Here is a 12,417-nt window from a genome sequence, read left to right as displayed (position 1 = left end):
GCCACCTCATTTCTTATTTACAAAATTCATAATAACTTTTAATGATTTATCTAAATTCAGACTAGCCTGGTAAGTGGTTCCTTTTTTACTTTTAAATTTTAAAACTGGAGTTCTCCCATTTTCTAACAACTGAGTAACCATTTCTTCGGAAACAATCGTACCACCCCAAGTCCCCGGAATTCCAAATTCACATTTTTCATTGTCACAAAAATAGCCATGATATTTGCCATTTCGACTATTCCCGTTAATTTCTTTGACACGGCCTTTATGACACTTAGGACATTCACCAAAATCGTTTACGACATCGCGGGTAGGTGTGATCACTTTTTGCCTTTCCATTGCGCTAATATGAAGCGGACGGTGAGGGAGTTCCTGAACTAACTTAGTAATTAGATTTTCAGTTTCACCAACAAACTTATTTTCTGTCCCATTACCGACACAAATTTTTGCCAAATACTTTTCCCAACCAGCAGTTAATTCTGGCTTAGTAAACATAGTTCCTTCCAGATATTGGCAAAGCACATATGCCTTGACCGTTGGAAGCAGTTCACCTTTCTTATTTTTAGTCACATATCCATGCTTTTTAATCAATTCGATCATGTCCGCACGAGTGGCTGGTGTTCCTATACCTAATTTGGGAAGAATTGGATCAGACAAATTTGCTTCAGTCACACGATTTACTGGTTTCGTTTCTTTCTCTACTATCTTTCCAGTAGCCATCACTTGTTGACCAATCTCATATTCGGGAAAATCATTCTTACGTGATTGCGAAACAGACTCTTTTACTAAAGCCATAAAACCCGGATCAGTGATCCTTTTATCAGTAGCTACAAACTCATAACCTTGGTTTTGCAAAGTAATTTTCCTTTGATTTGAAATTTCGTCACCAGCAAACATGAGCAGAGTGTGTTTCACAATCGTTTCATAGATATTTCTTTGCGGTTCGCTTAATTTATCCAGTATGGGTAAAGCAGCCGTTGGAATTAAGGCATAATGTTCCTTAACTTTAGTCCCATCAACGTACTTTTTTCGTGGTTGCGGATTTTTAACGCTAAAATGAAAGTTCAATAAATTTTGATACTGGTTAACATTTTCACTTAAATATTTAAACTCATTTTCTGTGATCATTCGACAATGCGTTCGTGGATATGACATATAGCCATCTTCAACACCTTGGACATCATATAGACTTTGTACTATTTTTAAAGTTTGTTTGGCCGAATATCCCCAACGATTGGCGGCCACCTTACTGATTTGTGCTAAAGCCATTAGTTTTGGTGCTGATTTATGTTGGTCCTTTTTTTCCTCAAAACTCTTGACCAATGAATTAGCAGATAGACTGCTTAAAGCCTTTTGGGCTTCATCAAATGATTTAAATTTCTGTTCACTATTTTGATAGACAATACCATTATTGTCAGTAAGCTCCAATTCATAGAATTTATGTTTCTTAAAATTTTTAATCAACGTATCATTGTTAACAATATAAGCAACAGTTGCCGTTTGTGCTCGGCCAACAGGATATCCACCCTTTATGTCGAATCCATGATTCTGCAATTGAATGGTAGTCAAACGACTCATAGTCATACCAACTAACCAATCTGATTTCTGTCGTGCCCGAGCTTCGTAATAATAATTTTTGGTTTCAGAAGCATTCCTTAAATTTTGAAAAGCATCATTGATACCCTTTTTCGTCAAAGAATTAATCCACAATCTTTTGGTAATTTTAGAAGTACCATTTGGAATATGGCTTAAAATTGAATAGGCAATATTTTCGCCTTCACGATCTGCATCTGTCCCAATAATCACTCCATCAGCTTTTTCAACTTCTTGTTTGATCGTCTTGAATGCACGTGCTTTTTTTGTGTCCAAATGCCAGACAAATTCCTGAGGGATAATTGGTAAATCTGCCATATTCCATTGTTTCCATTTTTGATTGTAAGCTTCTGGTTCATTCAATTCGAACAAGTGTCCCAGCGCATTCACAATATGGATCTCGCCAAGTTGTGAATCATTGACTATCCATACTCCTTTTTGTTTCTTAGCGTTCTCAAAACTTCGTGCATATTTCTCCGCTTGATCTGGTTTTTCAGCCAATAAAACTTTCATTTCACCACACACTTTCTATATTTTATTTTTCATAATTTCAAAATATACAAAAGCGATTAGCTGGCAAAGATATAGAAAAAGGACACCGACCAACTGATCGATGTCCTTTATTTCTTATATTATAACTAATTCTTTAATTACCGTATTGGTCCTCTATGGTGTTTTAATCCAATAAAATTATCCAACGACCTGTTCCCACCATTCGGTACAATTGGCGTCATTGACTTTTCCACCGCATGTTGCATCTCCTGACGATCATCATGAACAGCCGCCGACAAATACATCTGGTACGATTTTCTATCTTTGCCCAGATGTAATCTATATCCCTTCTGTTGAGACAACAACTGCATAAAGATTCTTTGGCTCCTACCGTTACCCTCTCGAAAAGGATGTAATTCATTCAAATCAGATAATAGACCACCCAAATCAACTGCCAAATAATGTTTATTCACATACTGCTTGTGATTAATATGCTTAATCATATTATTTAAAAAATTCATGCCCTCAGGAAAAGTTTCATACGGCTGGAAAGTGTGACCATTTTTTTGCATATCATATGTACGAAACTCTCCTGCCCACTCATAAACATTTTCAAACAATTGTTTATGAATTTTTTTAAGATCATTCAAATTCTGTATTTCAGGGTTATCTTTTAGAATCTTGATCCCTTGAAATTGTGCCTCTTGATACTCTAGCTCTTTTAAAATTTGTTTATCTTTAATGCCAAGTTTATTTCTTTTGGTTCCGTTGGAATATAAGGTGTCTGAAAAATTCATAGCTTCACCTTCGCTTACTTATTAAGATGCATTTTTTTTAGCAAATACTGGAAATGTTCTTCAGAAGACATGTGGGCATTATCACGTAAGTCTGTCACTTGATCTCTAGTAACGTTGCCACCCTCCCAAATACTACTAGTCAAAACGTTTCTAACGTCCCAATAGCTTTTGGCATCCGGAAATTTCACCCCTAAAATAGTCAAATCATGTAAACTTGTTTCCAACATATCCTCATTATCTGTTAAATCAACCATCTTAGCTACGACCTCTTTAATATCATTATTCTTAATTTCAGCAATTGCTTGAATCTCTTCTAACGATACTTTGCCTAATGCCTTTTTAGCTCGTGCTTGAAAAGTACTTGTTGGCATTCTCAACTTTTTGCTAACCTGTATCATCGGTACATTTTCCACTTTTAAATATTGCTGTAATGTATAATCCATAATATCACCTCTACAACTGTATTATACCACAATTTAGTTGTAAAATAACCAAATATCGTTATAGAACGTTAGAAAGCAAAGCCAACATTAATAAAAACAACAATTCCCTTATCGATAGATAGTTTCTTTACGCTCCAATGGTTGTGCCCGTTTGATGGTTCTTGGATGCTCATTGATCTGTACCTTTTGTGGTTTTTCCTGAAGTTTAGCAAATTGGTCAATAGTCATTTGTATTTTCCCATGATCACCAGCCACTAATTCCTCATTCCAATCTTTATGCCCTTTTTTTGGAATGTCCACAAATACTCGTAAATCTTTGCTATCATGCAACCCTGCATCCGTCCATTTTTTGATAAACTGGCGTCCGGCCTTATCGTTATCAACAGCAAAATGCAGTTCTTTTAATAAATTGCCGTTACTCTCAACTAAATCCTTGGTCATTGCCCCAACACCTTCAATTTTGGTGCTGGCTCCAGAAAGTGATGTGTAAGCAACATTTTGCCCTACTAAACCAATATCACGACGGAATAATTGATAGTAACTGATGGTATCGATTGGAGCTTCTGTGACTACCAATTTATCAGTACTCTTTTTATCGCCTGCTTTAAAGTTCCACCCAAAATCATGCTTGGAACCAGTTTGAATTAGCTTGATATTATCATGTTTACCTTGATGATTATTTTTCAGATTAGTACCCTGAATATCTGCTCCTACCAGTTTATTAGTGTGATCACGCCATAAAAAGGCCGCGTTGTGAAAAATATATTCTTTACCATCTTTTTTGTACTTGCTAACCGTTTCAGTTAATTTTCCGGCCTGAATCAGTTTATTCAAAATTCCAGAATCCAAACGGCGCTTACCATGCAAATACTTCATCAAACGCGTAGCATTTGGTGATTTGACAAGTTCTTTTGGATCAAATTGACGATCCTTGGCTACGTCAAAACTGCGAATCTTTCCTACGCCGCGTTCTTTACGAAATTGCTTGATCAACTTTGCAGCTTCCCGACGATTCTTTGCTGGTGTGAAAGTCGAGTCATTATACTCTTGGACAAAATCATAGAGATGGCCCCAGGTACCTTGAGAATACCAATTATAATAATCTTTACCTGGTTTTAATGCAATCTTGAGAGAATCATGTTCCACCGGCCACGCCTCAGTTCGATCATGATCATATTTGATGCCAGTATAATCCATAAAGTCCAGAATTTCATTCGTATTTTTAGCTGTGATCAGCATCTTCCTTTCTTTTAAAGAAACCTTATCCATTTCTGGATAAGGCCTCTTAACTACTTATTATCGTTGAACTCCTGTATTTGAATGGTCTAAACCAACTCGGCTTACTCTGGTTGATCCAGATTTTTCAACTCCAACATTGGGTTGATTTTGCCGTTGCTTTCTTACATTCTCCGCACGTTCTTTTGCGCGTTCTTGATGAACCTCATCAATTTGCTTTTGAACCCCACCGGTGATGATTCGCGATGATTTAAATGCCTTATTCATAAATTCAAACTGTTCCTTAACTTCTATTTTAGATGGATCAAAGTTTAACTTGTCATAATTTGGCTTGGTTGTCTTTTTCCAAAGTCCAAGTTGAACATTGGCAAGATAGTCAGCAGTTCGATTTTTAGCAACTTGTAAATCCTTTTTGGGATCTCCTGTTGCTTTAAAGCTTCGATGATTACCATCTTGGTTATAGAAAGCATCCTTAGCAGCTTTCTTCTCTTCGTATGAATATCGTTTGTAATCATCAATCGTAGCGGTTGCCATCTTTGCGCGTGCCTTTTTATCAAAATCACTTAAGTCAAATACAGGTTCAATATGTTCGGTAAAGTTATCATGTTCATCCTTGTGTCTAACATTTACCGCTCCAACTTGTTTCTTACCTTTATAAGAAATGAAGTTCTTTTCTAAGGCAGAACTGGTTACAATTTGTTTACCACTTAATCCTTGTGCAGCCAGCACATTTGCTTGGCCTAAATCATAATGTTGTTTATAGGTCTGCTGATATGAACCAATCATTTGTACATAGCTCTTTAAATTTTCAACAGATTTAAATGCTGTTTCTTGGTTAGTCTTAGCCTGTGCATACACTTTCCGTAAGTCAGTTGATGCCTTGCTTCGAACCTCCCGCTGATTCAATTGCTGTTCTTTAACCATTTCATTGTCTCTTCCTTTCTGTTCCTTTAACGCTCGCATATCGTTTCCTGTTAGCTCTGGATAGTCTTGTGCTAAATTCTTCCCAGTACCGAGATCTGTATTATGGTAAGTTACTAACCTTGCAATTAATTCGTTATCTAATGATTTTCGAAAAAATGCATTTGAAGACCTGTCTTCTGCTTCGTCCAAAGCCAACCCCAACTTTTCAAATTTATCACTATTCGGATCATAAGGTGAATTTTGCAGTAGATCATTATATTTTTGGTTTGCCATTTCACTAGTTTCTGTCCTAGTAGCTGTCATAAACGTGTTGGCAGCATATAACGTGTAATTATCCAATTGTCTAATTTTCTCATCTGCTAGTTGTGTTTCCATTTGAAATCTCCTTATCTTGTTAACTTATCCTTTGGGTTAATACCGCCAATACCTTGGATACCCGCTTTCAAGCCTTGTTTTAGATTTTGTTTAGGGGTTCGAATTTCCATTTTCTGAATTTTAAGATCATTTGGGTTTAACACCACAACCTCGTCATAGTCTGACCGTGACTCATCATGCGTAACAATGGAGTGTGTAAAATTAGCAACTTGCCGTAAAGCGTGAAGTGCTTCTGGCTGACCACCAACTTCATTAATCACTTCGTTATACAGATCGACATCGTTAGAATTACCTTCCATCAGTCCAGAAACAGCTTCGTTTTTAACCGCTTGACGGCCTTCAAATTCAACATCTCCCCAGTTTTCTAGATAATTATATTTGCGATCTAAAATAGTGACATAGCGACTAACTTCTCTTTTCGTGAGTGTTAATTTTTTTGCAGAAAGTTCCCGTCCAGGCTTAAAATCAACCTGATAAAGATAACCAGTCTTATCAATATTTCCTGTATATTGATCCGCAAACTTTTTGCTGCTGGTAATGTAGATTCCTCGTCCACCGGCCACACCGTTTTTTCCATAGTTTTCCAGATCAAACTTTGTAAACTTCTGATCACTGCCATGATAGAACTTAGTACCATTGATAAGTCTCGCTTTAACCTCCTCTTCATAGTTTTCAACTACTGCCTTTTCTGTCATTAAACTTATCATCCTTTCTGGGCGTCAATAACCTACCCAAAAGAACATATTTAATACCAAAAAAAGAACAAAAAAATAGAAGGCAAAAGCCTTCTTCAAATTCTCTATTTACCTTGTTGATTTATTATTGCGGGACTCGGAGTCGAACCGAGATATTCAGGGAATGAACCTGCTATGTTGCCGTTACACTATCCCGCAATCCTAATTTAACTTAATCATAAAATTCAGCCAAGAATTAGAAAAAATAATTATTTCATCGTTCTTGTTCTTCACGTTCAACATCTCGTTCTACGGCCTCTTCAAGTTGTTCATGTTCGAAAAGTGCTCGCACTCTGTCACTTGTTGCAGCCTGCGAAATGTTGCTTAAAGACCTCAAGGACTTGTTTTCTGGCCTCGATTTTTTTCGTTTAGGAAGCTTAGCAAGATACCCCTTTTCAATCTGTTTAAATTTTTGGTTGTTTTCCTGTGAAATTTTTTTATTATCAACGCCAATACGTTTATATAAGTCTTTCAACTCAGAAAAAAGCAATCCATTTTTATGTTGTAGATTCATTTTTTTATTTGGTTTATTTTTGATATCTTGATTATTGGTAGCAATCTTCCGTTTCAACAACCAGCTTTGCAATTTTAGATCAAGGTTTCGTTCAATTTTACTTTTACTAGCTTCACCGTATATTTTTTGAAGTGTTGCTGGTTGTATTCTCGTATTTCGAAGTGCTTTAATTTCCCGATTAATTTTTCTACTGTACAAATCCACTTCCATTAACAATCTGGAATTGATAGGTATCTCGATAGGGTCTACAAACAGTCGTTGTAATTCTCGTTTCTTATTTTTCTCCTTGGTGGCTAATTTATAATTAGGTTGCAACTCAAACTGGTGTAACTTTAATAATCCAGAAAATTCGTTGCTTTTAAAAACTAGTAGCTCATCGTCTTTACTAACGGACTTGTTATCAACGGCCAAATTAAGTACATCCATATTATTTAATATTAATTTGTCTGCAATTTGAATATTTTTCTTTCGAAGTTTACCTCTTCGAACCCCCAGTTCATAGCGTAATTTTCCTAATTTCCCTTTATTAGCATTAGGTACTTTTCTCAAATCTGCAATTTGACGTTTTAACAACTCAATTGCAAAATTATCTTGTGCCACTGTTGTCTTATTTGCAGTGTCTAATTCTGTCGTCTTTAAATCTTCTGGTGAAATACTATACAAATTTTTTAATAATTCATTGCCAACTTGTTTTTTTAAAGTTTTGATTTGATTATTTGCATAGTCTTGATTATTTTCACCATATATTTTTTTATACCGATTGCGTTCAGAGCGAAGCCCTTTAGTCCACGCTTGATATTCCGGATTTTGAATCAGTGTAGTGTTTATATACTCGTTCAAATATTGTTTTGATTTCTTCAAATCTTTGGCATTTGAACTAAATCGATATTTCTTATCTGGTAAATTCTGAAAAGCTTTAATTAGTAGCTCGTCATTTATAAATTTATGTGTATTTAATTTGGAAGACTCTTTGATTTTTTTCCGAAGCATTCCTTGATGATCCTGTACTTTTTCAATTACTGCCTGCTGATCAGCTTGCAATAAGTTTCGATAAAACCGGCCTCGTAATTGACGCATGCTGGCTTCACTCAGCATTCCCTTTTCTTCCCCATTTTTTACAAGCGGCCGATTAGATTTTTTATCTTCAGCAATCCCAAAATGAATGTGCAAATGATCTGTATTAAGATGAATATCACCCCACCAGGTCGCATTTTCTAAATTATTTTTTTTAAGAAATTCGGGCATAGAACTTTGTAGAGCTTTTTTAATTTTTTTTTGATCAACATGTCCAGTATTTGGATCGTATACTTTTTGTTTGATCATCAAATCGGTTCGAAAACTAACCACGCCTTCGAAAAGTAAATGATCTTGTTTTTCGGCTTCACTTAATTTTTTACGTAGTTCGTTTTCATCACTTTTAGTAATATTTAATTTGGTCGCCGTGAACGTAGGCAGCAATTCTTGATTAGTTAACTGGCTTTCAAGCTGTGTTGCCTTATTCCTTTTCATATAATCAACATAGCCTGCATACTCTTTTTTTTCTTCAAAACTAGTTTCATCACTTAGATCATAATCATTTCCAACATCAACGGCGCCATCGCGCTGCGTGTAATCAACAAATCCACTAAATCCTGCTCCTGGTTTTGTAAACTTCATAGTTAAAATAACTTCCGCATCTTTACGGATATCTTCTTTAAAAACATAACTTGATTTCCTTTTGGCCGTTCAGCAACACTCCATTTTTTATATAAAGGCTAATTTTAATTTTTCGTTCAAAACAACTAAATTCTCTTTTGTGAACAGAACTGAAGAAGAATAGTCACTCTGTTTAAAATATGCAGATCTGAAATAAGAAACTTTTCGATTAGTCAATTCCGCAATTTTTTCATATGACTCTCCAAATCGTCTATAAATTCCAAACAGACTTACAATTCTATCTCGTTGCTCATGAGGATGATATTCATTAAAGCCAATCATTTTTCGAATTTCCAACAGCGTTTTACGCTGCATACGAATTTGATGAATTCTGTTTTGATCAAACAAATTACCATGACCATCGTGCAGTTCGGAGGCATATTTTAAAAACTTTCCATTCACATCTTCACCTACTTCTTCATACCAATGATCATTTACTGTGTCATATTTTTCTAGATCACTTAGAAGCTCTTCTACACGAGTAATTTTTGTATAATTTGCTAAAATTTGTTCTTGTGTTCTCATAATATTTTCTTCTCCCGTTTTTACTTTTTTGTTATAGCAAAACCATCCAAGCAATTCCTGATATGCCAAAGAAAATTGCTGCTGACCACATGTTAGTAAAAAGGAAAATTGTGCAAAGCGCTATATCCCCAATCACGCACAATCCTTTTCCAGTTTTCCTCTTTCCAAGATATAAAATAGGAATCAAAATTACCGAAATGATCAAAAAAATTGTTATTAATATTTCCAATATCAAATGTTGATTCATTTGATTACTCCTTTTTTTCCTTTTAGATTAAAGTTTCGATTCTTGTCCTGAACAATTTGATTAGTTAGCAGTTTTACCATCTTGAACTCCGCCGAGTCTTTAATGAACATACTCTCCATCTTATCAATTTGATCTTGGTCAAGAACCAGGGCTCGATACAATTCCAACACCATATATAAATTCTGAGTCGTTATAAGATCTAATCGATTCAACTTTTGTGTATTAGGATCCATCTTACGATCACGAACGCGTATATATTTTACAAGTTGTTTACGATAGTTATGCTGTATATCATTTTCAGATTTTAAAAATAATTCATAAAAGTTTTCAATAATTAGGTTCAGAATTTTATTTCTCGAAAGATGGGCTGGCGTTTTTCCAAATCCCATTCCGTTTAATTTTGCATAAGCTTCAATCGCACTAAACCTCTCTTGATTTTCTTCCGTCAATTTGATTGTTAATCTATCAGTCATCACTACCACCCATTCCAAAAAATTCGAACATGTCTGTTAAAGCTGATTGAATATTTGCATTCTGTTCAATGATTCTTGTTTGATTTTCAGTAGCCAAATTTAATTTCTTTATAACTTCATTTAAAATTGGCGCCATTACATTTTTTGTACTCTCCATCTGTTGATCTTCAACAAACTCATCTAACAAATCATAAATGAATTGACTCAAGCTCTGATAGCCTTCTTTTTTTGCCATCTCATTTAATTTTTGCTTCACGTTTATATCAACATTGCGAATTCTTATTTCACTTTTTTCGATCATGCTGTTTTAAAAGTCCTCCTTTTTTTAAAACTAATTCACCAGAGCCAACCGCAAATTCGCCATCAACTACTTTCCCATAAGTTCTTATGGGCCCTTTTCTTCAGTCTTGAAGAAAGAGCATAAGGGAAACAGTCCACAGCTACGCAGTGGAGCCGACAGTGTCGGCGTTTCCAGAGTCCCACAAATTTTCGCGGGTGCCCCCTGTTTGCATACCTTTTTGCACCCTATTTGCATACCTCAATTCTTACACAAGCAATTTGTTCTTCCCACTTTTAGAAAAGAACTACCCTGAATTGACTCAGGATAGTTCTTAACGCAATTCTACAAAAAAATGTTCAACACTTAATGCACTTCTTTCTTTTTTCGAATTGAATGTTTCTGACTTAAAAATTTCATTCGGTCCAAATGTTCACTCGTTTGATTATTCAAGTTGTCTGTCTTTAAATAATCTATATCACATTTGGCAATATTGATTTCTTTACTACCCACACTCAAAGCGTTAAACCAAGTTCTAATTGTTATAAAAATTAAAAGCATTAACATAAAAAAAATACCGATTTGTGCGAGAAACCAATATTCAAGTAACCCTTTGTTGGATAATAAAATAGTTCCAATTTTGAGGATGGTACTTTTATCAAGTTCAAAAACATTAGATACCCCAGCAGCCGTCAACATGAAGGTAGTATGAAATCATGGACACGATTTAGTATAATTCCATAATAGGAAGGATTGTGTTTTTATGACCAAGAAAAAGTACTCAGTAGATTTTAGAAAAATGATTGTCAAGCTGTACCAGGATGGCGCCCCGGTAGCTGATCTTACAGACGAATATGGTGTATCAAATGTAACTATTTACAAATGGATTAATCTATATAAAGAAGACAAAGGAAGTGGAATTTCCAAATCAGATGTTTTAGCGTTGCAAAAACGTTTGAAACAGCTAGAAAGTGAGAATGACATCTTAAAAAAAGCCTTAACCATATTCGCCAAAAAGTAAACCCAGATGACTGGCAGACAGCCGTTGATATTAATTTGAAGCACCATAGTATCAAAGAAACCTGTAAAGTACTCTCAGTTCCACGCTCAACTTACTATGAACATCAGCAGAATCATGTATCGCCACAAGCCAAGCGTCGTAAGACACTTAGCCAGTCGATTAAACGCATTTACTTTAATTCTAGACGTACCTACGGGGCAACTAAAATTCTAAAAGCGTTACAAAAAGAAGGTAAGACTGCCAGTATTAAGCTAGTTCAACGATTAATGCGCCAAATGGGGTTAAAATCAATCACGCGCAAGAAGTGGCATTATCAACAAACTAATGATATTGATGCGACTGATTATTCAAATATACTCGCGCAAGATTTTCGTACAACCAGTCCAAATCAAAAGTGGTGTGCAGACATAACTTATATTCACACCAAAGCCAATGGCTGGTGTTATTTATCAAGCATTCAGGATTTATATTCACGTAAAATCATTGCCCATAAAATCAGCCGTCATATGACTGCTGATCTTGTGATCAGCACTTTTCAACAAGCCTTTGAAACTAGAAAGACGACTAATAACTTAATTGTGCATACCGATCTGGGTAGCCAGTACCGCAGTGCTGGCTTTGAACAGATCTTAGCGCAACACCATATTCGCCATTCTTATAGCAAGCGTGGCTGTCCCTATGACAATTCATGTTTGGAATCATTTCACGCCAGTTTGAAAAAAGAAGAGGTTTACCAACACCATTATCAGGATTTTGAAGAAGCAAATGCTGCAATATTCAGCTACATTGAGAGCTTTTATAACAGTGCTCGAATTCACAGTAGCATTGATTATTTAACTCCAAATGAAAAGGAAAAATTAGTCGCTTAAATTATACATAAAATGTGTCCAGATTCTTGACCTAAATCCAACAGTTGTATATTCAAAGCCTGTATAACAAAGGCTGCCTATAATTTCAAGCAAAATAATCACCAAAACAAACACTAAATTAGCCATAAGTGCCGAACCCAAGCCACATTTTTCTGTGATTTTTTGTTGCACCAATTTAAAAATCTTACTCATTCAATCACCT

13 protein-coding genes are annotated in these 12,417 nt (G+C 35.4%); 2 read left to right on the top strand and 11 right to left on the bottom strand.

Going from position 1 to position 12,417, the window contains the following annotated elements:
• Positions 1-6 precede the first annotated feature (6 nt).
• The 10 genes from ACLHK8_RS00230 to ACLHK8_RS00185 form a co-directional block, all read right to left on the bottom strand.
• A complete protein-coding gene (locus ACLHK8_RS00230; RefSeq protein ID WP_434520330.1) occupies positions 7-2,106 on the bottom strand; it encodes a DNA topoisomerase in 2,100 nt (699 codons plus the stop codon).
• Between the two features lie 137 nt (positions 2,107-2,243).
• Positions 2,244-2,882: a Fic/DOC family protein gene (locus ACLHK8_RS00225; protein ID WP_323707380.1), complete on the bottom strand. Its 639-nt coding sequence runs from the start codon at positions 2,880-2,882 to the stop codon at positions 2,244-2,246.
• 14 nt (positions 2,883-2,896) lie between these two features.
• Positions 2,897-3,325, bottom strand: a complete 429-nt coding sequence (locus tag ACLHK8_RS00220; RefSeq protein ID WP_323707381.1) for a hypothetical protein — start codon at positions 3,323-3,325, stop codon at positions 2,897-2,899.
• A 108-nt stretch (positions 3,326-3,433) separates the two neighbouring features.
• Entirely contained in the window at positions 3,434-4,594 is a 1,161-nt protein-coding gene (locus ACLHK8_RS00215; RefSeq protein ID WP_323707382.1) for a toprim domain-containing protein, read from the bottom strand.
• A gap of 27 nt (positions 4,595-4,621) precedes the next feature.
• Positions 4,622-5,860 carry a hypothetical protein gene (locus ACLHK8_RS00210; protein WP_434520329.1) on the bottom strand — a complete coding sequence of 413 codons (1,239 nt, stop codon included), beginning with the start codon at positions 5,858-5,860 and terminating at the stop codon, positions 4,622-4,624.
• A gap of 11 nt (positions 5,861-5,871) precedes the next feature.
• Positions 5,872-6,555 carry a hypothetical protein gene (locus ACLHK8_RS00205; RefSeq protein ID WP_323707384.1) on the bottom strand — a complete coding sequence of 228 codons (684 nt, stop codon included), beginning with the start codon at positions 6,553-6,555 and terminating at the stop codon, positions 5,872-5,874.
• A 253-nt stretch (positions 6,556-6,808) separates the two neighbouring features.
• Positions 6,809-8,773, bottom strand: a complete 1,965-nt coding sequence (mobP2, locus tag ACLHK8_RS00200; RefSeq protein WP_434520484.1) for a MobP2 family relaxase — start codon at positions 8,771-8,773, stop codon at positions 6,809-6,811.
• A gap of 78 nt (positions 8,774-8,851) precedes the next feature.
• Positions 8,852-9,397: a hypothetical protein gene (locus ACLHK8_RS00195; RefSeq protein ID WP_323707386.1), complete on the bottom strand. Its 546-nt coding sequence runs from the start codon at positions 9,395-9,397 to the stop codon at positions 8,852-8,854.
• Between the two features lie 174 nt (positions 9,398-9,571).
• A complete protein-coding gene (locus ACLHK8_RS00190; protein ID WP_323707387.1) occupies positions 9,572-10,048 on the bottom strand; it encodes a hypothetical protein in 477 nt (158 codons plus the stop codon).
• On the bottom strand, positions 10,041-10,349 hold the full coding sequence (locus ACLHK8_RS00185) for a hypothetical protein (RefSeq protein WP_323707388.1): 309 nt from the start codon (positions 10,347-10,349) through the stop codon (positions 10,041-10,043). Before ACLHK8_RS00185 ends, ACLHK8_RS00190 begins: the two co-directional genes overlap by 8 nt.
• A gap of 739 nt (positions 10,350-11,088) precedes the next feature.
• Between ACLHK8_RS00185 and ACLHK8_RS00180 the strand changes: the two genes are divergently transcribed.
• Both ACLHK8_RS00180 and ACLHK8_RS00175 read left to right on the top strand, forming a co-directional pair.
• Positions 11,089-11,346 carry a transposase gene (locus tag ACLHK8_RS00180; RefSeq protein ID WP_017866964.1) on the top strand — a complete coding sequence of 86 codons (258 nt, stop codon included), beginning with the start codon at positions 11,089-11,091 and terminating at the stop codon, positions 11,344-11,346.
• Complete coding sequence (locus ACLHK8_RS00175) at positions 11,331-12,215, top strand: IS3 family transposase (RefSeq protein ID WP_434520483.1); 885 nt, start codon at positions 11,331-11,333, stop codon at positions 12,213-12,215. Before ACLHK8_RS00180 ends, ACLHK8_RS00175 begins: the two co-directional genes overlap by 16 nt.
• Here ACLHK8_RS00175 and ACLHK8_RS00170 read toward each other — a convergent pair.
• On the bottom strand, positions 12,204-12,407 hold the full coding sequence (locus ACLHK8_RS00170) for a hypothetical protein (RefSeq protein ID WP_323707390.1): 204 nt from the start codon (positions 12,405-12,407) through the stop codon (positions 12,204-12,206). The two genes, ACLHK8_RS00175 and ACLHK8_RS00170, sit on opposite strands and share 12 nt — an antisense overlap.
• Positions 12,408-12,417: the final 10 nt, after the last annotated feature.

Source organism: Pediococcus sp. M21F004 (assembly GCF_051122535.1).
Taxonomy (GTDB): domain Bacteria; phylum Bacillota; class Bacilli; order Lactobacillales; family Lactobacillaceae; genus Pediococcus; species Pediococcus inopinatus.
The sequence above is the reverse complement of the archived record's forward strand: the minus strand, read 5'-3'. Positions and strand labels throughout refer to the sequence as shown.

Coding starts and splice junctions, on each gene's coding strand:
- ACLHK8_RS00205 (WP_323707384.1), bottom strand. CDS start 6,555: ATGACAGAAAAGGCAGTAGTTGAAAACTATGAAGAGGAGGTTAAAGCG.
- ACLHK8_RS00215 (WP_323707382.1), bottom strand. CDS start 4,594: ATGGATAAGGTTTCTTTAAAAGAAAGGAAGATGCTGATCACAGCTAAA.
- ACLHK8_RS00180 (WP_017866964.1), top strand. CDS start 11,089: ATGACCAAGAAAAAGTACTCAGTAGATTTTAGAAAAATGATTGTCAAG.
- ACLHK8_RS00185 (WP_323707388.1), bottom strand. CDS start 10,349: ATGATCGAAAAAAGTGAAATAAGAATTCGCAATGTTGATATAAACGTG.
- ACLHK8_RS00220 (WP_323707381.1), bottom strand. CDS start 3,325: ATGGATTATACATTACAGCAATATTTAAAAGTGGAAAATGTACCGATG.
- ACLHK8_RS00230 (WP_434520330.1), bottom strand. CDS start 2,106: ATGAAAGTTTTATTGGCTGAAAAACCAGATCAAGCGGAGAAATATGCA.
- ACLHK8_RS00225 (WP_323707380.1), bottom strand. CDS start 2,882: ATGAATTTTTCAGACACCTTATATTCCAACGGAACCAAAAGAAATAAA.
- ACLHK8_RS00190 (WP_323707387.1), bottom strand. CDS start 10,048: ATGACTGATAGATTAACAATCAAATTGACGGAAGAAAATCAAGAGAGG.
- ACLHK8_RS00210 (WP_434520329.1), bottom strand. CDS start 5,860: ATGGAAACACAACTAGCAGATGAGAAAATTAGACAATTGGATAATTAC.
- ACLHK8_RS00170 (WP_323707390.1), bottom strand. CDS start 12,407: ATGAGTAAGATTTTTAAATTGGTGCAACAAAAAATCACAGAAAAATGT.